Origin of the sequence: Pararhizobium sp., from assembly GCF_035497515.1 — a bacterium.
In the GTDB taxonomy this organism is placed as follows: Bacteria; Pseudomonadota; Alphaproteobacteria; order Rhizobiales; family Rhizobiaceae; genus Pararhizobium.
This window is the reverse complement of sequence record NZ_DATJDJ010000241.1, coordinates 13,192-35,181: the sequence shown is the minus strand read 5'-3', so window position 1 is coordinate 35,181 and position 21,990 is coordinate 13,192. Positions and strand designations below refer to the sequence as shown.

Here is a 21,990-nt window from a genome sequence, read left to right as displayed (position 1 = left end):
GGAATGGTTCGATGCCTGGCCGAAAGCGGCCTACTGGACGGAGGTGGAGAGTTGGCGCCTGCTCGATGGCGACCAGATCGAGTTCACCATGCGGCGCTTGCCGACAGCCTATTAGTATTCGTCACATTGCCTTCGCGAGGTGCCGCGCCATAGCGACGGCGCTTATTCCCCGCTCGATTCGAGCCTCGACACGCTTGCCAGCATGGTGGGTTTGAGCAGGCTGGCGAAATCCGATGGATAAGCTGCGGCGGCTCGCTGATCAACCAGCGCCGCTATTCGTGGGATGCTCGAGCAGGTAGGCGCCGGCGCCTTTTTCCGACAAGGCGTCATAGGGGTTGCGCAGCGGACAGTCATTCATCGACAGGCAGCCGCAGCCGATGCAGGAGGTCAACTGGTCGCGAAGCGCCGTCAGCTTGGCAATCCGTTCGTCGAGATCCGCCTCCCAGTTGCGCGACAGGCGCTCCCAGTCACTCGCCAACAGCGGTCGGTCGTTCGGAAGCGACGACAGCGTCTTCTGGATATCGGCGAGCGGGATGCCGGTGCGTTGGGCGATCTTGATGACGGCGATGCGGCGCAGCACGCTGCGCGGGTAACGTCGCTGGTTTCCCTGGCTGCGCATGCTCTTGATCAGCCCCTTGGTCTCATAGAAATGAAGCGTCGAGACCGCTATGCCGCTTCGGGCGGCGACCTCTCCGACGCTCAACTCACGGCGCAGATTTTCAGGATGAATTTTTTCCGCCATTCGGCTTGACCTCAACTTTAGTTGAGGTTTTATAACATTGGCTCCATCGGATCCGCAACGGAGCTTGCATAGGCATGAACGAGAAAATGACCATCGCCGTCGTCTACGGCAGCGCCCGGCAGGGCCGATTCTGCGAAACCGTCGTCAACTGGGCCTTGACCGAGCTTTGGGCCGAGAGCGGTTTTCGAGTGACGCTGATCGATCCGCTCCAGTTCAAGAACGCCAGCGAAAACCCGGCCGAAAACGAGGCTTCGCTGGAAGACAGGATCGCCGAGGCCGACGCCTTCATCGTGGTAACGCCGGAATACAATCACGGCTATCCGGCGGCGCTCAAGGAGTTGATCGACAGCACCTATGAGCCTTGGCACGCCAAGCCGGTCGGCTTCATTTCCTATGGCGGTGTCTCGGGCGGCTTGCGTGCTGTCGAACAGTTGCGCCAGGTCTTTGCCGAACTTCACGCCGTCACCATCCGCGACAGTGTCAGCTTTTCCAATGTCTGGGCACAGTTCGATAGCGCCGGCAATCCCTTCAAGGCGGCGGAAGCCAAGGCGGGGCTGCAGGTGATGCTGCGGCGGCTGAAGTGGTGGGCGAGGGCGCTGAAAACCGCCCGGACCGATAACGCCTATGGAAACGTTGCGGCGTGAGGCGCGTTTTTGACTTCAGAGCGTGATCTGGCGGATCGCCTCGCCTGATATCATCGCGACCGACATGGCGATGTTCAGCGAGCGCTGGCCCTCGACCATCGGCACGATGATGCGGGCGTCGGCCCGTTCATGGACGTGGTCGGGCACGCCTGCGCTTTCGCGGCCGAACAACAGCGTGTCTCCGGGCTGGAAGGCAAAGCGCGTATAGGGATCGGCGGCCTTGGTGGAGGCCAGCACCAGCCGCCGTCCTTCATCGAGCCTCGTCTCCTCGAATCGCTCCCAGTTGACGTGCCGCCTCAGCGTGGCGGCGGCGATGTAGTCCATGCCCGCCCGTTTCAGGTTCTTGTCCGAAAGGTCGAAGCCGGCCGGTTCGATGATATCGACGGCGAGGCCCAGGCAGGCGGCAAGGCGCAGGATCGTGCCGGTATTGCCGGGAATATCGGGCTGGTAGAGGGCGATGCGGATCGGATGCACGGACATATCAACGGCACTGATGGAGGTCATCAATGCCCGTAATCAATCTGTGCCGTTCTGGCAACAGAAAGCATCCGGCGCCGGAAATGATGAAAAAAGTGCCTGCGACAATCTGGCATATCGGCGCAAAAGGTTCTAAGCCTTGCACATCTTCAACGCGAACCGACGGAGGCATGCATGGATATCCCTATGGTCATCAGCCTCCAGGCTGCGCCTCCAGTCCGCATGGACTGACCGGTTTCGCGCTTTTCCTTTATTGGCTTATCCGCACAACCGACCGCTTTCCGGCCGAACACGTCTTGTGCGCAAGAACGGCGTTTTCCGGGGCGAAGACTTCGAGACAATGAATGCGGGGTGCCCGCCTTCCTTTAAGGTTTCCTCAAGGAGCTAGACTATGTTCGGCTGGTTTGAATCCCGCCTCGATCCTTATCCCACCGAGGAGCCGAAGGCTCCGCCGCAGGGACTGTTCGCCTTCTGCTGGCATTATACGAAGCCGGCCGCACCATGGCTGATCACCATGTCGATCTGCACCATGCTGATCGCTGTCGGTGAAGTCGCATTGTTCCAGTTCCTCGGCAACGTCGTCGACTGGCTGTCCTCGGCGCAGCGGGAAAACTTCCTGCAAAGTGAAGCCACGCGGCTGTTCTGGATGGGGGCGCTCATCCTGATCGGGCTGCCGGCGCTCGTCACCTTCGATTCGATCATCATGCACCAGGTGCTGCTCGGCAACTATCCGATGATCGCGCGCTGGCAGATGCATCGTTACCTGCTGCGGCAGGGAATGACCTTCTTTGCCAACGAGTTCGCCGGCCGCGTCGCCACCAAGGTGATGCAGACCTCGCTTGCCGTGCGCGAAACGGTGATGAAGATCCTCGACGTCTTCGTCTATGTCGTCAGCTATTTCATCTCGATGCTGGTCGTGGTGGCTGCCGCCGACTGGCGGCTGCTTGCGCCGCTCGTCGTCTGGATCCTGATCTATGTGTTGATCGTATCCTATTTCGTCCCGCGCCTGCGCAAGATTTCCAAGGATCAGGCCGACGCGCGGTCGATGATGACGGGCCGTGTCGTCGACAGCTACACCAACATTTCGACCGTCAAGCTGTTCTCGCATGCCGGCCGCGAGGAGGTCTATGCCAAGGAAAGCATGGATATCTTCCTGCAGACCGTGCACCGGCAGATGCGCAAGGTGACGCTGTTCCATGCGCTCGTCTATGCCAACAACTGTATCGCGCTCTTTGCGATCTCGGCGCTCGGCATCTATTTCTGGATGACCAGCGGCATGTCGGTCGGCTCGATCGCGATTGCGGTGGCGCTCGCCATGCGCGTCAACAGCATGTCGCAATGGATGATGTGGGAAGTTTCGGCGCTGTTTGAAAACATCGGCACGGTCTATGATGGCATGAGCATGATGACCAAGGCGCACGACATCGTCGACAAGGACGATGCCAAGGTGCTGAAGGCGCCTGAGGGTGCGATCACGTTCGAAAACATCCGCTTCCACTATGGCAAGGACAAGGGTGTGATCGACAATCTCGCGCTCTCCATCAAGCCGGGTGAGAAGATCGGTCTCGTCGGACGCTCCGGCGCCGGCAAGACGACGCTGATGAACGTGCTCCTGCGCTTCTACGATCTGGAAGGCGGGGCGATCCTGATCGATGGTCAGGATATCGCCACGGTGACGCAGGACAGTCTGCGCGGCCAGATCGGCGTGGTGACGCAGGATACGTCGCTGCTTCACCGCTCGATCCGCGACAACATCGCCTATGGGCATCCGGAGGCTGATGATGCCGAGATCATGGCGGCCGCCAAGCGGGCCAATGCCTGGGAGTTCATCGAGCAACTCGAGGACAACCAGGGCCGCAGGGGGCTGGATGCACAGGTCGGCGAGCGGGGAGTCAAGCTCTCCGGCGGTCAACGCCAGCGTATCGCGATCGCCCGCGTCTTCCTGAAGGACGCACCGATCCTGATCCTCGACGAGGCGACCTCGGCGCTGGATTCGGAAGTCGAGGCCGCGATCCAGGAAAACCTGTTCGCGCTGATGGCGGGCAAGACGGTGATCGCGATCGCCCACCGCCTGTCGACGCTGACCGAGATGGATCGGCTGGTGATCCTGGAAGCCGGAAAGATCGTCGAGACCGGCAGCCATGCTGAACTAATCACGCGGCGAGGGCTCTACGCCGATCTCTGGTCGCGGCAATCAGGCGGGTTTCTCGCCGACGATCCGGAAAAGGAAGAAGCAGCCGAGTAGGCACTTATCCTCCCCACTCAAGGTGGGGAGGATACTTTTGCGATTTCCGACCGCGACATGCCCGGATTGCCGATTTGTAATCTCGCCCGCGAACATTTTGCATTGCCGCATTTTTCCCAAGGCCTATATCTGAGCCATGTTGCGCGCCATTTTTGCCCTGTTTGAAAACTGGATATTGCCGTTTGAGGCGCGCGACGGCCTGCAGCCGCCGGAAAGGCTCATTCCCTACATCTGGTTTTATATCCGCCAGGCGAAAGCGCCGTTCATTGCCATGCTGGTCCTCGGCGGCGTGACGGCGGCGATCGAGGCGACGTTGTTCTGGTTTGTCGGCCGGGTCGTCGATATCCTGGCGACAGTCAAGCCGGGCGATGGCTGGAGCGGACTGCTTGCGGCGCATGGCGCCGAACTGTTCGGCATGCTCGTCCTGATCGGCGTCGTGCGTTTCGTTGTTTCATTGCTGATGTCGCTGGTCGATCAGCAGGTGATCACGCCCGGATTCTACAACCTGGTTCGCTGGCAGTCCTATCTTCATGTCGCGCGTCAGTCGTTGTCCTTCTTCCAGAACGACTTTTCCGGCCGGATCGTCACCAAGGTCTGGTCGGGAGGGCAGGCGGTGGGCGACGTCGTCACCTCACTGATGGAAAGTGTCTGGTTTGTCGGTATCTATTCCGTCTCGACGCTGGTGCTGGTTGGTCAACTTGACCTGTCGCTTGCCATCGTCGTGCTCTTCTGGCTGATCGGCTTTGCCTTTCTTGCCCGCTATTTCGTGCCGCGCATCCGCCAGCATTCGAAGGAGACGGCAGAAGCATCCTCCATGCTCAGCGGCCGGATGGTCGACGCCTACAGCAATATCCAGACGCTGAAACTCTTCGCCCGCGACGAGGAAAACGACCGCTACATGCGGCAGGGCTTCGACATCTTCCAGGACAGCATCATCCGCTTTACCCGGTTCATCACCGGCGTACGGGCCTCGATGGCGTTTCTCTCCGGCATCATGATCGTCACCATGGCGGGCCTCAGCGTCCATCTCTGGCTGCATGGCCTGATCAGCGCCGGCGCCGTCGCCTTCACGCTGGCGCTCGTGTTGCGGTTGAACTTCCTGCTCAGCCGCATGATGGTGCAGTTCAACGGCATCATGCGCAATATCGGCACGATCCAGAATGCCGCCGAAATGATTTCGCAACCGGTGCAACTGGTGGATATTCCCGGCGCCGGCAACCTGACTGTCGAAACGCCCTCGATCCGCTTCGAAAACATCCGCTTTCACTATGGCCGGGACAGGGGTCTCATCGACAATTTGTCGCTCACGATTCGTCCGGGCGAGAAAGTCGGTATCGTCGGCCGCTCAGGCGCTGGCAAGACCACGCTCGTCAACCTGCTCCTGCGATTCTACGACCTGGAGGGCGGACGTATCCTGATCGACGGACAGGATATCGCGACGGTGCGGCAGGAATCGCTGCGCACGCAGATCGGCGTCGTCAGCCAGGACACCTCGCTGCTGCATCGCTCGATCCGCGATAATATCCTGTTCGGCCGACCCGACGCGGACGAAGACCGTCTGCGGGAGGCGGCGAGAAAAGCCGAGGCGCTCGGTTTCATCGAACGGCTGCAGGACCAGCGTGGTCGTACGGGATTCGACGCCCATGTCGGCGAGCGCGGCGTCAAGCTGTCCGGCGGCCAACGCCAGCGGATCGCCATCGCCCGCGTCATGCTGAAGGACGCGCCGATCCTGGTGCTGGACGAGGCGACGTCGGCGCTCGATTCGGAAGTCGAGGCGGCAATCCAGTCCAATCTCGACCGCCTCATGCACGGCAAGACCGTGCTCGCCATCGCCCATCGGCTCTCGACCATCGCGGCTCTTGACCGCCTGATCGTCGTCGAGGAGGGGCGGATCGCCGAGGATGGGACGCATGACCAACTGATCGCCGCCGGCGGTCTTTACGCTGATCTCTGGAGGCGCCAGTCCGGCGGCTTTCTGGCGCCGGATGCCGCCGCCGAATAGCGGTGACAAAAGGCCGCGCCGACAGTTCCCGAATCTCTGTTTTGCATGCGGGCAAGCGTGAAAAGCGGTTTGCGAACATTGGCTTCGGTTTTCCCGCGACATTGTGGCTCACCTCTTGTGCCTAAGGCTGGACATCCCATGCGATCAAGCATAGAACCCGCCGGATTGCCGGGGAATCTGCCGTTTTTTGTGCGTGCGAGGTTCGCCCGGTTTTGATGCATGAGACGGAAAGACGAAAGTTTTCGACGAATCGTGTATCGGCTTATTGATTTGGCGGTGTTCTTTCGCTCAAGTGGCATCACGGGACGCGGATCGACACCGGGGGATTGTGCGGTTACCGCAAACATTGCGTGAGAGGATGGTTTAGCCGTGAGCGAACACGAGATATCAAGCGAAACCCTGAGCGAGCCTACTCGCCGTGACTTCCTGTATCTGACCACCGGCATGGCCGGCGTGGTCGGCGCCGCTGCGGTTGCCTGGCCGTTCATCGACCAGATGCGCCCCGATGCCTCGACGCTGGCCCTTGCCTCGATCGAAGTGGATGTCTCCAGCCTGCAGCCCGGCATGTCGCTGACGGTCAAGTGGCGCGGCAAGCCGGTGTTCATCCGCAACCGCACCGACGAGGAAGTCAAGGAAGCCGACGCTGTCGCGCTTGCCGACCTCAAGGACCCGGTCGCGCGCAACGCCAATCTTCCGGCCGACGCACAGGCGACAGGCGTTGACCGTTCCGCCGGCAAGGGCAAGGAAAACTGGATCGTCATGATCGGCTCCTGCACCCATCTCGGCTGTGTGCCGCTCGGCCAGTCCGGCGAATACAACGGATGGTTCTGTCCCTGCCATGGCTCGGTCTACGACACGGCCGGCCGTATTCGAAAAGGCCCGGCACCTGAAAACCTGCCGGTTCCGACCTTTTCTTTTGCCACTGACACAGTCATCAAGATCGGCTGAGGGGAATACTGAATATGAGTGGGGATCATTCAACCTACACACCGACGACCGGTATCGAGAAGTGGATCGACTCGCGCCTGCCGCTGCCGCGGATGGTGCACGACAGCTTCATCTCCTACCCCGTCCCGCGTAACCTGAATTACGCCTATACCTTCGGCGCGATGCTGTCCGTGATGCTGATCATCCAGATCCTCACGGGTGTCGTGCTCGCCATGCATTATGTGGCTCACACGGCCTACGCTTTTGAGTCGGTCGAAAAGATTGCGCGCGACGTGAACCATGGCTGGCTGCTGCGCTACATGCATGCCAATGGTGCATCCTTCTTCTTCATCGCGGTTTACCTGCACATTGCCCGCGGCCTCTACTATGGCTCATACAAGGCACCGCGCGAAATCCTCTGGATCCTCGGCGTTGTCATCTATCTGCTGATGATGGCAACCGGCTTCATGGGCTACGTTCTGCCCTGGGGTCAGATGTCATTCTGGGGCGCGACCGTTATTACCGGCTTCTTCTCGGCCTTCCCGCTGGTGGGCGAGTGGCTGCAGCAGTTCCTGCTTGGTGGCTTCGCCGTCGATCAACCGACGCTCAACCGCTTCTTCTCGCTGCACTACCTGCTGCCCTTCATGATTGCCGGCGTTGTCGTCCTGCATATCTGGGCCCTGCACGTGACCGGCCAGACCAACCCGACCGGCGTCGAAGTCAAGACCAAGACCGATACCGTGCCGTTCACGCCCTACGCGACGATGAAGGATGCGCTCGGCGTTTCCGTCTTCCTCATCGCCTATGCCTGGTTCGTCTTCTACATGCCGAACTATCTCGGCCACCCCGACAACTACATCATGGCCAACCCGCTGAAGACGCCGGCCCATATCGTTCCGGAATGGTACTACCTGCCGTTCTACGCGATGCTGCGCGCCATCACCTTCAACATCGGCCCGATCGACTCCAAGCTCGGCGGCGTTCTGGTGATGTTCGGCTCGATCATCATCCTGTTCTTCCTGCCCTGGCTCGACACGTCGAAGGTCCGCTCGGCTGTCTACCGTCCCTGGTACAAGCTGTTCTTCTGGCTCTTCGTCGCGAACGCCATCCTGCTCGGCTGGCTGGGCTCGCGTGCACCGACCGATCTCTACACTTTGATGGCCCAGATTGGCACGCTCTACTACTTCGCGTTCTTCATCGTCATCATGCCGGTTCTCGGCCTGATCGAAACCCCGAAGCGTATTCCGAATTCGATCACGGAAGCGGTTCTGGAAAAGCAGAACAAAAAGTAAGCGCGGCTGAGAGGAACTGAACCGATGAAAAAGCTTGTTACAAGCATCCTGTCGCTCGCACTTGCAGCCGGCATTCTGGGCGGCACGGCATATGCCGCCGAGGAAGAGCACGGCCTGAAGGAAGCGACTGAGCACGCCGTTGCCAACGCACACTTTCCGATCCTGAAGCCGAAGAACATCGACTGGAGCTTTGCCGGTCCCTTCGGTCACTACGACAAGGGTCAGTTGCAGCGCGGCCTGAAGGTCTACACGGAAGTCTGTTCCGCCTGCCATTCGATGAATCTCGTGTCCTTCCGCACACTGGAAGGCATGGGCTACTCCGAAGCGCAGGTGAAGACCTTCGCAGCGAACTACGAAGTGCAGGACGGGCCGAACGGCGATGGTGAAATGTTCACCCGCAAGGCCGTTGCATCCGACCACTTCCCTTCGCCGTTTCCGAACGTGGAAGCCGCCGCTGCCGCCAACAATGGTGCGGCTCCGCCGGACTTCTCGTTGATCGCCAAGGCACGCGGTGTCGAGCGCGGTTTCCCGCTGTTCATCCTGGATATTTTCACGCAATACCAGGAAGGCGGACCGGACTATATCCATTCGCTGCTGACGGGCTATCAGGAGCCGCCGGAAGGCGTCACTGTTCCGGAAGGCACCCATTTCAACCCGTACTTCAACGCTGCCATGTCGCTTGCCATGGCCCAGCCGATCACCGACGACCAGGTCACCTATGACGATGGAACGCCGCAGACGGTCGACCAGTATGCAAAGGACGTTTCGGCCTTCCTGATGTGGACGGCCGAACCCCACCTCGAAGAACGCAAGCGCACCGGCTTCATGGTCCTCATCTTCCTGGTGATCTTCACCGGTCTCCTGTACCTGACGAAGAAGTCGATCTACGCCAACAAGGAACACTGAGGCTTTCAAGGCTTCAGACGACAGAAGGCGGCCCGGGTGGCCGCCTTTTTCATGCGCTGATGCTTGTTTCACTGCCGTTGGTTTCTCTGCACACTCATTGGGTAGAATGAGTGAGTCGAACCCTCCGGGAGGCCTGATGAAATTTGCGACGGCACAGACAGTCGTTTCCTCGGATATCGCAGCCAACGGCAATGCCATCCGCACGATGATCCGCGAAGCTGCTGCCAGCGGTGCCAGATTGATCGGCTTTTGTGAAGGCGCGCTGTCCGGGTACGCGAAAGCACAGATCACAGACTGGGCGACGTTCGACTGGATCGCACAAGAAGCCGAGCTTCGCTCTGTCGCAGCCTTGTGCGGCGCGCTTCATATCCATGCCGTCGTGGGTGGGGCGCATCGGCTGGCGGACGGCAGCCTGCCGCACAACAGCCTTTATGTCTTTTCCGATCTCGGGACATTGACGACGCGATACGACAAGAGATTTCTGTCCAACAGTGAAGTCAGTGACTGGTATGCGCCGGGCAGTGTGCCAGTGGTCTTCGAGGTCGATGGTTACAGTTTTGGCTGCGCGCTGTGCATCGAATGCCAGTTTCCCGAGATATTCGGTGACTATGAGCGGATGGGTGTCGATGGCGTGATTTTTGCTTCCTATGGCCTTCCGGAGCATTTTGAGATCGCACTGCGCGCGCATGCAGGGCTGAACTGCGTGTGGATCGGCGCGGCCACGCCGGCCCAGAAGGCTCCGAAGGGGCCGGCCGGGAACATCGGACCGGATGGGCGGTGGATCAATCGATGTTCGGCCACGCCTGCGCCCGGCATGGTCATGGCGAGACTTGATCGCAAGGACCCGCTCTATGACGTTGCGCTTCAAAAGGCCCGGCCATGGCGCGCCAAGGCAAGGCAGGGGGACATCTACCGCGAAAGGATGACCGACCACCGTCGCACCCGCAACAGGCAGGATTATTGAGGGCGCTCGCCGTCGCCGGTCACATCGGCAGTTGTCGACGACAGCGCTGGAAAACTGCCGCCAAGTCGACAAGAAAAAGGCCCCGCAGATGTCTATCTACGGGGCCTTCTGAAATCCGGGTTCTTAGCTGAACCGGCCGGCCGCATGCGCCAGCATCGTATAGACCTTGCCGGTGTCCGAGGTCAGGTAGGTCTGGGTCATCGCCTTGTCGCGATCGTTGCGAGCCACGTCGCCGAGCAGCTTTTCGAAATCGGCGATGTAGCGATCGACGGCGGTGCGGAATTCCGGCTCGCGGTCATACTTTCGCTTGATCTCGTCGAAGGTCTGCTGGCCCTTCAGCGTATAGAGGCGGCGCGTGAACACGTCGCGTTCCCCGCGCTGATACCGGCGCCACAGGTCGACCGAGGCGTCGTGGTCGATGGCGCGGGCGATATCCACGGACAGCGAGTTCAGCGATTCCATCACGTGGCGCGGATTGCGATTGTCGCCGGAGCGCACGGCCGGCTGGGGCTCATTGGCACGTTGCACCGGCGGCGTGACCACCGGCTCTTCCTCGCGCGATGCGCCGCGCAGCAGGTCCCGCATCCAGCCGCTGCCCTCTTCGGATCGCTGGCGCGTCTCGGATGTTGGCTCAGGCTGGCGGATGGCAGGCTGCTGGGCGATGGGACGTGGCTGCTCGATACCGAGGCTGCCGCGAAGCAGAGGCTCGGCTTCCTGACGGCGCGGCTGTTCCATAGCTGGCTGCTGGGCGACCGGCTGCTGGACCGCGGGTGTCTGGATAGCAGCCTGTTGCGCAACGGGCTGCTGCACGACGGCGTGGACCGGCGCGGCAGCGACCGGCTGCTGGGCAGCTTGCTGGCGTGCCACCGGCTGGGAAATTTCCAGCTGGCCGGACGACTTGCCGATGATGTCGGACAGTTCCTGCAGGGCCTTGATCTGCTCGGCAACGGCGCGGCGCATCACCGAGGCGTTTTCCTTGGCTTCCTCCGGCAGGTCGAAGGCACCGCGCTTGAGTTCGTCGCGGGTCATGTCGAGTTCCTTGCGGATCTCGTGGGCCGAACGGCGGATTTCGTCCGTGGCACCGCTGAAGCGGGTGACGGCGTCCTCGACAGCCTGGCGAATGGCTTCGCCCATCTGCAGGGCGGCACCGTCCGACTTCTTGCTCGCGTCGTTCATCAGGCGATCGATATCCGACAGCGATGCACCGACGCTGCCGCGCAGGCGCTGGGCGACTTCCTTCGAGCGTTCCTCGGCGCGGGCAAAGGCACCTTCCACCGAGAGCCCGGCGTCTTCTCCGGCCTTGGTGACGGCAGCCCGCATGGCTTCGCTCGCCGATGCAGCCCGTTCCTCGGCTTCCGACAGTGTCTTGCTGACATTGGCGAAGGAAGCCTGGACGCCGGCGCGCAGGTTGGTGGCAATCTCGTTCGAGCGTTCTTCAGCGCGGACGAAGACCGATTCCACCGACATCGAGGCATCGTCACCGGCCTTGACCACGGCGTCGCGCATCGCGTCGGCCGCGGCTGCTGCCCGTTGTTCGGCGTCGGTCAGGATACGGCCGACATCGCTGAAGGACGACTGGATGCCTGAACGCAGGTTGCTGGCGACCTGCGCCGAGCGATCTTCCGCCCGCTGGAAGGCGCCGTCGACGAAGCCTTCAAGCGCATGCATGGTCTTCTCGATTTCTTCCGAGCGGCTGACAAGACCGATGGAGAGGGTGCGCAGCGCGTCCTGTCGCTCCTCGAGCGTGCTGACCAGGTTCGACTGGGCGGCGGCCAGAAGATCGGATGCCTGGCCGAGCACCTTCGAATGATCCTCGAAGCGGCCGACAATGCCACCGATCTGCGACAGGGTGGTGCCGGAAATATCCACCAGCTTGTCGACCTTGCCTTCGAGCAGGCGCGTGGTCGTCGATAGCATGTCGGAGGCGCGCGTCGCTGAATCGGAGAACCGCGCAGTGGTCGATTCCAGCTGCTGGTCCATCGCGCCGAGATTGGCGCTTGCCTGTTCGATGACGCCGGCGATGGAGGCGTTGCTGGCCGAGAGCTGCTCGATCAGACCCGAGGCCGTCGACTGCAGACGGTGCTCGACCATCTTCATGGCCATGGCGGTTTCTTCGGCGCGGGTGGAAATCGCGTTCAGCGTTTCGCCGGTGCGGGCCGTCAGGCTGTCGAGCAGGTTTGCATTTTCGGCGCGAAGACGCTCGGCGCTCTCGCGGGCGGCACCACTGATGCGGTCGGCAGCTTCCTTGCCGGTTGCGGCATACTGGTCGATGATCGGGCGGGCCTGCTCGTCGATCAGGCGCGACAGTTCGGCGGAACGGCCGGCAAGCATCGAGTTCAGTTCGCGCGTGCTGTCGTCCAGCGTCGTGCGGATCGTGTTGCCGCGGGCCTCCAGCGCCTTTTCGACGTCGGAGAGGCTCTGCTGCAGCGAGGAGGTCTGCTCGGCGACACGGCTCTGCGTCTGGGCGATGCGGGCAGCCGCGCCATCCGAGGCTTCACCGACGGAGCGGGCAAGTTCCGCGCTGCGCATCGCGGCGGAAGCGGCCGTCTGTTCCACGGCGCTCTGGAAGTCCGCTTGGCGGGCCGCCATCGCTTCCGCGAAATCCTGGCCAGCCTTGGCGAGCATCTCGGCCGAACGCTGGGCTTCCGAATCGATGCCTTGCGATGCGTCGCTAACGGCGCCGCGCAGGCTGGTGACGAGGCCGGCGGCCTTGCCCTCGATCGTGCGGCTGACATTGTCGAGACCGATGGACAGGGCGCGGTCCATGGTACCGAGACGTTCCTCGATGCGGCCCGTGCCGCCTTCGATGCTGGCCTCGATGCGGGTTGCGGCTTCGGCGCTGACGCGGTCGAGCTCAGCCGTATGGCTGCCGAGCGTTTCGGCGATCCGCGTCGCGGCGGCGCCGCTGATCCGGTCGATCTCTTCGGTGCGGCCGCTGAGGCTGTCGGAAATGCGGGCGGCAGCGGCGGCGCTGACCTGGTCGAGTTCGGCGGTGTGGCCGGACAGGGCTTCCGCGATCCGCGTCGCGGCAAGGCTGCCGATCCGGTCGATCTCGTCGGCGCGGCCGGCAAGGCTGTCGGCGATGCGCGCGGCTGCCTGGCCACCGGCTTGATCCAGCTCGAAAACCTTCGACGACAGGCTGTCGGAAATGCGCTCCGCCGCCCTGTCACTGACCTGGTCAAGCTCGGAAATCTTTGTCGAGAGGGTGTCGGCGATGCGCTGGCCGGCGTTGTCGACGAATTCGCTGACGCCACCGACACTTTCGCGGATGCGGCCTTCGAGCACGCCAAGACTGCTCTCGATGCGTGCGCCGGTACCATCGACGCTGTTGTTGATGTTGGAGAGCGATGCATCCATGCGCTGGGTCAGCGTATCGGCGGCACGGCCGATCTGATCGGCGGTCTGGCCGAGCTGGGACGCGACATGGCTGGTGCTTTCGACCATGCGCTGTTCGAGCGCCTCGGCGCTACGGTCGATGATGCCGCTCAGGGCTGCCTGGCGTTCTTCCAGCGACATTTCGAGCATGCTGGAGCTGGTGGCCATCGTGGTAGCGATGGAGAGCGCCTGCTCATCGAGAAGGTCGGAAAGCTGGGTCTTGCCATGCGTGACCGCAACGTTGATCGCGTTGATACGATCATCCAGCGTCGCGCGGATCTGGTCATGGGTGGAGGCAAGCGACGTGCTGAGCTGATCGGCGCGGCCAGCGAGCGTCTGCTCGATATCGGAGGCCTTGCCGACCATTGCCGCCGCCATGTCCGAGGCATGACCGGAGAGCACGGTGGCGATCTCGGCCGATGTGTGGGTCATGGTGCCGGCAATGTCGGTGACGCGGCTGGAGAGATTGTCGGCGATCTCGGCGACGCGGCCCGAAAGCTGCTGCTCGATGTCGCCGGTGCGGTCGGCCATGGCTTCGGCGATCGCGGTGACGCGGAAGGACAGGCTGTCGGCAATCTCTTCGGTGCGGGTGCTCAGGGTGTCGGCCATTTCCGTAGCGCGAGCGGTCATCGTGTCGGCGATTTCGGACGAGCGGTCGCTCAATAGGGCATCAAGCACCGAAGTCTGCGTGGCGAGCGTATCGCCAAGCGCCCGGCTGCGTTCCGAAAGGATGACGTCCAGACGTTCCGTCGTGCCGCCGATGGCGTTTTCGATCGCGCCGGTCGAGGATGAGAGAACGGCGGAAAGGGCGCCCGTGCGTTCCGACAGGATACCGTCGATCCGCTCGGCAGTCCCCTCGAAGGCGCTGTCGATGGCAGCTGTGGAAGACGCCAGTACACCCGCGAGCACACCGGTTCGCTGCGACAGAATGCTGTCGATGCGTTCCGCGGTTCCGTCGAAGGCGCTGTCGATGGCGGTCGTGGACGACGCCAGTGCGCCGGTCAGCGCATCCGTACGCTGCGACAGGATGGTGTCGATCCGCTCGGCTGTGCCTTCAAACGCGCTGTCGATCAGTTCGGAACTCGTGGCCATCAGGGTCGACAGTTCCATGGTCCGTTCAGACAGCGTGTTGTCGAGACGGTGCTGGCTGGTGGCGATCGCGCTGGTGATCTCGTCGGCGCGGGTGGTCAGGGTGTCTTCGATCCGGCCGTGGATGGCCTGAAGGCCGTCGATGAAGCCGCTGGTGCGGCTATCGAGATTGTCGGCGAGCTGGCGGTTGCTGTCGGCGATCGCGCTGGTGCGGGCTTCCAGCGTATCGGCAAGCCGCTGCTGGCTTTCGGTGAGGACGGTTTCCAGCGAGCCGGCGCGCTGCGAGAAGCCGGATTCGATCCGGTCCTGCGCTGCGGTGAGCGCGCTCATCAGGGTGCCGGAACGGTCCGCAAGCACGCTGTCGATGCGGGTGTGCGCGTTGCCGATCGCATCGCCCAGTTCGGCGGTCTTGCTGCTGATCGTGTTTTCGATGAAATCCTGCGTCGTTCCGAGCGTCGTTGCAAGCGTCAGAGACTGTTCGGAGAGCGCCGATTCAAAGCGCTCGATACCGCCGTCGAGTATGCCGCCGATGACGTCCGAACCGCCGGTCACCGACTGGTTGATGCGGGCAAGGCTTTCCATCAGCTTGGAATCGAGCATGCCGGCACGCTTGTCGAAGGCGGTGGCAAATTCGTGGAAGCGGGAATCGAAGGCGCTCGCCAGCTGGCCGACGGTGGTCGTCAGCTTCTCTTCGAAGAAGCCCGACCTAAGGTCGAGATCCATGATCGTGTCGTCGGCGCTGGTTTTCAGGCTCTGGCGGAAGCTCGCGCCCTTTTCGTCGAGCGTGGCATTGAGCGTGTTGAGAATATCGTCGAGACCGCCGACGATGGCCTGCTGGCCGACATTGAGGCTCTCGTTCAGATCGCGCGTGCGGGCGATCAGCGTTTCGTTGAGCTGGCGGGCGCGCTCGTTCAGCGCCGCGTTCAACTTTTCGGTGTTGGTATCCAGCGTCGAGGCGCGGGTCTCGAACTGGCCGAGCAACTGGTGGCCGCGCTTCGCCAGCGTCTGGCTCAGCGTCTCGAGGCGAATGTCGAACTCGTTGCCGAGCGCGACGCCGGCCGTTGTCAGGCCGGAGAGCAGGGCGTCGGTGCGCGTCGACAGCATGGCACCGATTGTCTGGGTGGCGCTGTCGGAGCGTTCCATCAGGGCGGCGGCGCGCGTCTCGATCATCGAGGCGAAGGCTTCGCCCGATGTCGCGATTCGGCTGGAAATGTCGTCGCCGGCAACTGCGAGTTCGTCCTTCAGTTGGGTATGGGCGCCTGAAATCGACGAGCGGATTCGCTCGGCATGGCCGACAATGGCTTCGCGCTCCAGGCCAAGCTCCTGGACGAGGGTGCGGACACGCAATTCGTTGTCGCTGTAGCTGCGCTCCAGTGCATTGACTTCCGAATGGACCAGCGTCTCGAGTTCGGTGGCGCGGGCGATGGTGCGCTCGATGCCTTCGTTCATCGCCGAGACTTCGCGGCGCACGGCCTGGCCGACCGTCATGATGCGCTCGGAGGCGGCGGTTTCCGGCTCGGCGAGGCGAAGCGCGACTTCCGCCATGGAGCGGGCGGCATTGCGCAATTCCTGGGCACGCGAAATCATGATCGCGAAGGAGAAGAACAGCATGACCGGCAGGATGATGAAGATCGCCACGCCGACGGCGCCCGGCATGGCCGAGAGGTCGGCAAGCGAGCGGATCTGCCAGATTTCAGGTCCGTAAAGGAGATTGGCGACACCGAGGCCGCCAACGATCCACAGAAGAGAGATGGCTGCGGCAATGCGCATGGCCGAGCGGCTGGAGCGGACATCCAGCGAACGGAGAATGGCGGCCGGGGTCTTGCGACCGTCATCATTGGCCGGAGCGAAGGTGGGCGTCTTGGGGGCAGGCTCGGGAGAGAGGCTTCTTGGCGCCTCGGCGGAGCGAGCCGTCCGGTTCGCCTGTTCCGGCTGGGGCTTTGTCCCGGCCTGGCCGGCCACGGGTGCCTGCTTTGCGGGGGCCGACGCCTTTGTCTCCGGACCGTCCGACGACGCCTTGTCGTTCAGGGCAGACTTAAGCTCGTCAAAGTCGATTTTCAGGGCATCTTCCAACGCCTGGAACGCTTTGTCGTCGATCGACTCGTTGCTTTTATTCGTCGCCATGCGGATACGCCTCGTTACCAAACTGTCCTTTCGGAAGGACCCTCCGCAACACCGCCTGCATTGGGGAGCACCTCCGATACCCGGACGGTGACAGCAGGATACGCGCACTACATCGACGCAGAACCCTACATGCACCCATTTCTACACGTACCGACGGATAACGCATTGAGACCCTTGGGTACTTCATTCAACACAGTTTTCCGTCAGGATCCTTCCAGCCTGTCAGCATGAATACATCCCTCAACGTACCGTAGTGACACATTCACCGGTTTCTTACAATTAAGGGTGTCCCGCATTCGTTAAGATCCTAACAAGTTCTTAATGAAAAATGCGCCTAACTTCGGTGCAAACCCTTGGAATCCGGCAGTTTAAAGACCGTTAACCATGCCGAACGAAAGCTGCCCTCATTGTGCCTCGTTTTAATCAGATAGCAGCGCCGCTCGCACCTAATAAGCCCAGCATGAGAGCGGAATGAAGGCGGAACAGGGGACGGCGACAACGAAGCCGGAACCATTCCAAAGCCTGATCATAGCCGACAATACCAGCGTTTCGAGATTGCCGCCGGGAAAATCGGAGTTTTCACGAGGCGTAAAAATATAAAAAGCGGTCAAGCGGTTGCACGCCGTTTGCGCCAGAAAAAAACACCAACAAGGATATTGGCACATGGCTGCCCTCAAAATCGCATTCGAAGCACCGGACAATTTTGGAGGCGCTTGCCCGTCCAAGTCGCGGCCGATCGATCTCGTTCACCTGGCGACACAGACGATGGGGGACAAGCTGCTCGAAATCGAGGTGCTGCAGATGTTCGCGCGCCAGACCCGACAGCTGATGAAGGAGCTTTCGTCCGATGATGCCGAGATCCGCGGCGCGACGGCACATCGCCTGAGGGGAGCGGCACTCGCGGTTGGCGCCTTCGGCGTCGCACAAGCCGCCGGTGCGGTCGAAACGCATCCTCGGGATGCAGGCAATCTCGCGGCGCTCAGTGCAGCTGTCATCGAGGCCGAACTGTTTATCCTGAAACTCTGCCGGTAATTTCGCAGGATACCGTCCTTCGGGATGTCTCAGCGACAAACGGTCACGGCCAGCGTCGTGCCTTGCCAAACGCCCCTTGTGTTGACTGGCGAGGGGAATTGTTGGAAGAAATCGGATGAATTCGCCGCGATCCGCCGCCGCCTCCGTTTCGAGGCGGCGCATTTGTTCCTGCGGCATGCCAATCCAACGCCAAGCATCCGGAAGCCATCATGCCCAAACTGACCATCATCGCCTTTGACGGCACGCGCCACGACCTCGACGTCCAGAACGGTTCGACCGTGATGGAAAATGCCGTGCGCAATTCCATTCCCGGCATCGAGGCCGAGTGCGGCGGCGCCTGCGCCTGCGCGACCTGTCATGTCTATGTCGACGAGGCGTGGTCGGCGACGGTCGGCGCTCCGGAAGCGGTGGAAGAGGACATGCTCGATTTTGCCTATGACGTGAAGCCGACCTCGCGTCTCAGCTGTCAGATCAAGATGAAGGACGGTCTGGACGGTCTCGTCGTTCACGTTCCCGAGCGGCAGGCCTGAGGCCAGCCACCGTTTGATTGCGCAAAAAAAGCCCCGCCTGTCGCAATCGACGAGCGGGGCCAGGAGGGCGCATCGCATACAGATGAGGGAGGGAACACCTGCTGCAAAAGGATACGCCAGGAGAACACAACATACGCGATCATTTCGGGCGGTCGATCATCAATCCGACCGAAACAGCCAAGCGCGAAACAATACTTCCGGTTCACGGCATCCATCATGGAGGCACAAGCGGTAGAGCCGGGTAAGAGTGAGAAAGGATTTCTTTCCGGTTCATCACTCCATGTTTTGAATCTACCTGAAATTGCGGCACTGTTCTATCGCTAGAAATCACCAATAAAATACTGTTGACGCGCAAGGTTTGCACCAGCGTGATGATTCATTCCTTCATGCTTTTATGATTTGAGGCTGACGCGCCTGATATCAGCGCTTCGTCATCGTATCCAGCCGGTACTGCAGAAGCCGGACCATGCGGCGATCGAAATTGGCTGCCTCCCTCCGGTCGAAACGAGCCTGGTCACGGTCATGGTCCTGGATCGCCGTCTCGCTGAGGCGTGCGACGCGCGCCTGCATGCGTTCGCAGTCCGCTTCCGGCTTCAGCGCCAGGAAATCTTTCTCCAGCTTGCGGGCATGGTTGCGGGCGATCTCCGCGTGACGTTCCTCATGGCGCTTGATATCGCTTGCCAGCGTATCCCAGACGAGAGCGAGATCGCGACTGGCCTTCCGGCGGTTCTTCCAGCGCGGCAGGATCAGCTTGGTGTTCAGCGTCACCTTGGCGCTGCCGACGGCGCAGCGCTTGCCATGCTTCACATAGGTGACCGTGCCGCCGAACTTGATCTTGGTCGCGCCGGGATGGCGCGTGCCGGTCGAGTTCATCATCGGCCCGTGTTCGGACAGGGCCTTGTCGAGTTCTTCGGCCGTGCGGCCACCGACGGAGAAGTAGGTAATGGACTTGTTCACGATGGTATCGGCAAGGGCCGGTGTCGTGTTGCTCGCCGCGATACTCAAAAACAGGAGCGGGGCGATGGAAAGGCGGCCGATCGGCATAATGGGACGGGTCTCGGGTGTTGAACTTCGACAGAGCTTGGGGCATAGCCAGCGCAAGCGCAACAGCAAATCACCGATCATCGCTTTCAAACGGGAAACACAATTCATTCCGCGCCTTTGAGGCAACAGGTGGCAAATTGTTCAAGGCCCGTCCGTGGGCGACAGGGCAGCAGAGGGAATAGGCCATGTACGACCCCTTTCAGCCTTTCGAGTGGAAACTTGCGCATGGGCGGAAGCTGACGCTCGGCCCGGTCGGCCTGTTGATGGCGATCATCAACGTGACGCCGGATTCCTTCTCTGACGGAGGTTCCTACACCGAAACGGACGCGGCGGTGGCGCAGGCGAAGCGCTGCCTGGAGGCGGGAGCGGCGATCGTTGATATCGGTGGTGAATCGACCCGGCCGGGCGCCGAGATCGTGACCGCACGGCAGGAGCAGGATCGGATACTCCCCGTCATTGCTGCACTTGCGCGCCAGACGAACGCGATCATCTCCGTCGATACCTACCGGGCGGAAACGGCGAGGCTCGCGATCGAGGCGGGCGCTCATATCGTCAACGACGTGCACGGACTGCAGCGCGAGCCGGATATCGCCGGTGTGGCGGCCGTGGCCGGGGCCGGGCTGTGCATCATGCATACCGGCCGCGACCGCGAAAAGCTTACCGACGTCATCCGCGACCAGTATCAGTTTCTCGATCGATCGCTGGAGATAGCCTCTGATGCCGGCATCGCCCGAGACCGGATCGTTCTCGATCCCGGTTTCGGCTTTGCCAAGGATGTCGATGAGAATGTCGCGCTGATGGCCCGGTTTTCCGAACTGCAAGGTTTCGGACTGCCCTTGCTCGCTGGTACCTCGCGCAAGCGGTTCATCGGCACCATTACCGGGCGCGAGGCGCAGGACAGGGATGCTGGTACGGCTGCGACGACCGCCTTGCTGAGAATGTCGGGTGCAGCGGTTTTCCGGGTACACGATGTCGCAATCAACAGGGATGCGCTTCTCGTCGCGGATGCTATGCTTGCCGCAAAAAGACAATGACGGCAGGACTTGGGAAGGGATATCGACCATGACAGCCACCTATACGATCACGCTCAAGAATTGCGCCTTCTTCGCCCGCCACGGTGTGCATGACGAGGAGGAGTTCCTGGGGCAGCGCTTTTTCGTCGATGCTGAACTGGACGTGGAGCAGGGCACCGCGCTGGTCGAAGATTCAATCGACGATACCGTGCATTACGGCATCGCCTTCACGGAGATCGAGCGGATCATCACCGGCCGCAGGCGTTACCTGATCGAGGCCCTGGCGCTGGAAGTGGCAACGACGCTCTGTTCGCGTTTCCCGCAGATCCGCCGGGCGAAAATCTCGATTCGCAAGCCGAACGCGCCGGTTCCCGGCGTTCTCGACTATGTCGAGGTCACGGTCGAGCATTTCGCCTGACATGATCATGCATGAAGCAACGCTCGGCCTCGGCGGCAATATTGGCGATCCCGCAGCTTCGATGGCACGGGCGCTGACGCTGCTCGACGCGCGGGAAGATTGCGCCGTCACTGCCGTCTCGCAGCTTTACCGCACGCCGCCATGGGGCAAGACCGATCAGGCCTGGTTTTTCAATGCCTGCGCACAGGTGCAGACATCGCTTTCGCCCGAGGAACTGCTGGAAGCCTGTCTGTCGATCGAGCGGCAGATGAAGCGGGAGCGTCTGGAACGCTGGGGTCCGCGTACCATCGATATCGACGTCCTGACCTTCGATGATCTCGCCCAGCACACGGAGACGCTGCAGATCCCGCATCCGCGCATGACCGAACGCGGCTTCGTGCTGATGCCGCTCGCCGATTTCGCCCCCGGTCTCGTGGTGTCGGGGCGGCCGGTCAGGGAGTGGTTGAAGCATGCCGATTTGACGGGTATCGAGGTCGCCGCTGCCGACAGCCGCTGGTGGCGGCGGCGTGATTGAGCCTTCGTTACAACGCAAAAGAGCCGGGCAGGCCGGCTCTTCGGTAGTCTCTGAACGCAATCGTTACTGCTTGATCGAGCCAACGGCGATATTGTCGACCTGGCGGTTGAGGCTGACGCCGATGACTGGCACCATCGTGTCCTCGACCTTCACCGAAATGGTGATGTTGAGCGTCGAATCGCCCTGCATGCGGGCAATCATCGCGCCGTTCAACTTCTTACGATTGATACCGACGACGATCTTGTCGTTGGCGACGTTGCCGGAAATGATGTCCAGTCCCTTGCCGTTGGCGCCGTCGAGGAACTTGCCTGTATAGCTCTTGCCGGCCTGGGCGATGACTGCCGACATCGGTTGCTTGAAGACTCCGACGCGGCAGAAGCCATCGAGCTTGATGCCGGCTGAGGAGCCGCCAGACGGTTCGCCGGTCAGGTCGCAGGTGAACTTGGTGCCCTTGTACTTGCCGGCGACGATTTCGCCGGGACCTTTCCATTGGCCGGCCACCTGTTCAAAAAACGCCTTGTCGTTATTTCCTGAAAACGCAGGTGAAGCTGCGCAGGAAATGGCTGCAAGCGAGGCTGCGGCAATGCCGCGAGCGATCAAAGACGGGCGCGAAAACATGAACTATCCTTGATGGTCAACGTCCAGAATGTGA

Annotated in this window: 17 protein-coding genes; 12 read left to right on the top strand and 5 right to left on the bottom strand. The window is 61.6% G+C overall.

Annotated features, from left to right (window positions below):
- Positions 1 to 259: 259 nt before the first annotated feature.
- Entirely contained in the window at positions 260 to 742 is a 483-nt protein-coding gene (soxR, locus tag VL202_RS25235) for a redox-sensitive transcriptional activator SoxR (protein WP_325466806.1), read from the bottom strand.
- Positions 743 to 816: 74 nt separating this feature from the next.
- Between soxR and VL202_RS25230 the strand changes: the two genes are divergently transcribed.
- Positions 817 to 1,386: an NAD(P)H-dependent oxidoreductase gene (locus tag VL202_RS25230; RefSeq protein WP_325466805.1), complete on the top strand. Its 570-nt coding sequence runs from the start codon at positions 817 to 819 to the stop codon at positions 1,384 to 1,386.
- Positions 1,387 to 1,401: 15 nt separating this feature from the next.
- Here VL202_RS25230 and VL202_RS25225 read toward each other — a convergent pair whose 3' ends face one another.
- Positions 1,402 to 1,860 carry a tRNA (cytidine(34)-2'-O)-methyltransferase gene (locus VL202_RS25225; protein WP_325466808.1) on the bottom strand — a complete coding sequence of 153 codons (459 nt, stop codon included), beginning with the start codon at positions 1,858 to 1,860 and terminating at the stop codon, positions 1,402 to 1,404.
- Positions 1,861 to 2,254: 394 nt separating this feature from the next.
- Between VL202_RS25225 and VL202_RS25220 the strand changes: the two genes are divergently transcribed.
- The 6 genes from VL202_RS25220 to VL202_RS25195 all read left to right on the top strand — a co-directional run bounded on the left by VL202_RS25220 (position 2,255) and on the right by VL202_RS25195 (position 10,199).
- On the top strand, positions 2,255 to 4,108 hold the full coding sequence (locus tag VL202_RS25220) for an ABC transporter ATP-binding protein (protein WP_325466804.1): 1,854 nt from the start codon (positions 2,255 to 2,257) through the stop codon (positions 4,106 to 4,108).
- A gap of 136 nt (positions 4,109 to 4,244) precedes the next feature.
- On the top strand, positions 4,245 to 6,110 hold the full coding sequence (locus VL202_RS25215; protein ID WP_325466803.1) for an ABC transporter ATP-binding protein: 1,866 nt from the start codon (positions 4,245 to 4,247) through the stop codon (positions 6,108 to 6,110).
- Positions 6,111 to 6,479: 369 nt separating this feature from the next.
- On the top strand, positions 6,480 to 7,058 hold the full coding sequence (petA, locus tag VL202_RS25210; protein WP_325466802.1) for a ubiquinol-cytochrome c reductase iron-sulfur subunit: 579 nt from the start codon (positions 6,480 to 6,482) through the stop codon (positions 7,056 to 7,058).
- Between the two features lie 14 nt (positions 7,059 to 7,072).
- Positions 7,073 to 8,329 (top strand): cytochrome b, encoded by a 1,257-nt coding sequence (locus VL202_RS25205; RefSeq protein ID WP_325466801.1) that lies wholly within the window; start codon positions 7,073 to 7,075, stop codon positions 8,327 to 8,329.
- A 24-nt stretch (positions 8,330 to 8,353) separates the two neighbouring features.
- On the top strand, positions 8,354 to 9,235 hold the full coding sequence (locus VL202_RS25200) for a cytochrome c1 (protein ID WP_325466800.1): 882 nt from the start codon (positions 8,354 to 8,356) through the stop codon (positions 9,233 to 9,235).
- 136 nt (positions 9,236 to 9,371) lie between these two features.
- Complete coding sequence (locus tag VL202_RS25195; RefSeq protein ID WP_325466799.1) at positions 9,372 to 10,199, top strand: carbon-nitrogen hydrolase family protein; 828 nt, start codon at positions 9,372 to 9,374, stop codon at positions 10,197 to 10,199.
- Positions 10,200 to 10,322: 123 nt separating this feature from the next.
- Here VL202_RS25195 and VL202_RS25190 read toward each other — a convergent pair whose 3' ends face one another.
- Entirely contained in the window at positions 10,323 to 16,787 is a 6,465-nt protein-coding gene (locus VL202_RS25190) for a kinesin (RefSeq protein WP_325466798.1), read from the bottom strand.
- A gap of 663 nt (positions 16,788 to 17,450) precedes the next feature.
- On the opposite strand from VL202_RS25190, the gene VL202_RS25185 reads away from it, so the two are divergent.
- Positions 17,451 to 17,819 carry an Hpt domain-containing protein gene (locus VL202_RS25185; RefSeq protein ID WP_325466797.1) on the top strand — a complete coding sequence of 123 codons (369 nt, stop codon included), beginning with the start codon at positions 17,451 to 17,453 and terminating at the stop codon, positions 17,817 to 17,819.
- Positions 17,820 to 18,028: 209 nt separating this feature from the next.
- On the top strand, positions 18,029 to 18,349 hold the full coding sequence (locus VL202_RS25180; protein ID WP_325466796.1) for a 2Fe-2S iron-sulfur cluster-binding protein: 321 nt from the start codon (positions 18,029 to 18,031) through the stop codon (positions 18,347 to 18,349).
- Positions 18,350 to 18,769: 420 nt separating this feature from the next.
- Here VL202_RS25180 and VL202_RS25175 read toward each other — a convergent pair whose 3' ends face one another.
- On the bottom strand, positions 18,770 to 19,393 hold the full coding sequence (locus tag VL202_RS25175) for a DUF922 domain-containing Zn-dependent protease (protein ID WP_325466795.1): 624 nt from the start codon (positions 19,391 to 19,393) through the stop codon (positions 18,770 to 18,772).
- Between the two features lie 185 nt (positions 19,394 to 19,578).
- On the opposite strand from VL202_RS25175, the gene folP reads away from it, so the two are divergent.
- From folP to folK, 3 genes are read left to right on the top strand one after another with little or no spacing between them, the layout of a single operon-like run.
- Complete coding sequence (gene folP, locus VL202_RS25170; protein WP_325466794.1) at positions 19,579 to 20,427, top strand: dihydropteroate synthase; 849 nt, start codon at positions 19,579 to 19,581, stop codon at positions 20,425 to 20,427.
- A 28-nt stretch (positions 20,428 to 20,455) separates the two neighbouring features.
- Positions 20,456 to 20,824: a dihydroneopterin aldolase gene (gene folB, locus VL202_RS25165; RefSeq protein ID WP_325466793.1), complete on the top strand. Its 369-nt coding sequence runs from the start codon at positions 20,456 to 20,458 to the stop codon at positions 20,822 to 20,824.
- A gap of 7 nt (positions 20,825 to 20,831) precedes the next feature.
- Positions 20,832 to 21,338, top strand: a complete 507-nt coding sequence (folK, locus tag VL202_RS25160; protein ID WP_325466807.1) for a 2-amino-4-hydroxy-6-hydroxymethyldihydropteridine diphosphokinase — start codon at positions 20,832 to 20,834, stop codon at positions 21,336 to 21,338.
- 63 nt (positions 21,339 to 21,401) lie between these two features.
- On the opposite strand, the gene VL202_RS25155 is transcribed toward folK, so the two are convergent.
- Positions 21,402 to 21,956 (bottom strand): hypothetical protein, encoded by a 555-nt coding sequence (locus VL202_RS25155; RefSeq protein ID WP_325466792.1) that lies wholly within the window; start codon positions 21,954 to 21,956, stop codon positions 21,402 to 21,404.
- Positions 21,957 to 21,990: the final 34 nt, after the last annotated feature.

What these genes read in the sequence shown, in the direction of transcription:
- soxR (WP_325466806.1), bottom strand. Translation starts at nt 742, where the DNA reads ATGGCGGAAAAAATTCATCCTGAAAATCTGCGCCGTGAGTTGAGCGTC.
- VL202_RS25230 (WP_325466805.1), top strand. Translation starts at nt 817, where the DNA reads ATGAACGAGAAAATGACCATCGCCGTCGTCTACGGCAGCGCCCGGCAG.
- VL202_RS25220 (WP_325466804.1), top strand. Translation starts at nt 2,255, where the DNA reads ATGTTCGGCTGGTTTGAATCCCGCCTCGATCCTTATCCCACCGAGGAG.
- VL202_RS25215 (WP_325466803.1), top strand. Translation starts at nt 4,245, where the DNA reads ATGTTGCGCGCCATTTTTGCCCTGTTTGAAAACTGGATATTGCCGTTT.
- VL202_RS25205 (WP_325466801.1), top strand. Translation starts at nt 7,073, where the DNA reads ATGAGTGGGGATCATTCAACCTACACACCGACGACCGGTATCGAGAAG.
- VL202_RS25200 (WP_325466800.1), top strand. Translation starts at nt 8,354, where the DNA reads ATGAAAAAGCTTGTTACAAGCATCCTGTCGCTCGCACTTGCAGCCGGC.
- VL202_RS25195 (WP_325466799.1), top strand. Translation starts at nt 9,372, where the DNA reads ATGAAATTTGCGACGGCACAGACAGTCGTTTCCTCGGATATCGCAGCC.
- VL202_RS25190 (WP_325466798.1), bottom strand. Translation starts at nt 16,787, where the DNA reads ATGGCGACGAATAAAAGCAACGAGTCGATCGACGACAAAGCGTTCCAG.
- VL202_RS25185 (WP_325466797.1), top strand. Translation starts at nt 17,451, where the DNA reads ATGGCTGCCCTCAAAATCGCATTCGAAGCACCGGACAATTTTGGAGGC.
- VL202_RS25180 (WP_325466796.1), top strand. Translation starts at nt 18,029, where the DNA reads ATGCCCAAACTGACCATCATCGCCTTTGACGGCACGCGCCACGACCTC.
- VL202_RS25175 (WP_325466795.1), bottom strand. Translation starts at nt 19,393, where the DNA reads ATGCCGATCGGCCGCCTTTCCATCGCCCCGCTCCTGTTTTTGAGTATC.
- folP (WP_325466794.1), top strand. Translation starts at nt 19,579, where the DNA reads ATGTACGACCCCTTTCAGCCTTTCGAGTGGAAACTTGCGCATGGGCGG.
- folB (WP_325466793.1), top strand. Translation starts at nt 20,456, where the DNA reads ATGACAGCCACCTATACGATCACGCTCAAGAATTGCGCCTTCTTCGCC.
- folK (WP_325466807.1), top strand. Translation starts at nt 20,832, where the DNA reads ATGCATGAAGCAACGCTCGGCCTCGGCGGCAATATTGGCGATCCCGCA.
- VL202_RS25155 (WP_325466792.1), bottom strand. Translation starts at nt 21,956, where the DNA reads ATGTTTTCGCGCCCGTCTTTGATCGCTCGCGGCATTGCCGCAGCCTCG.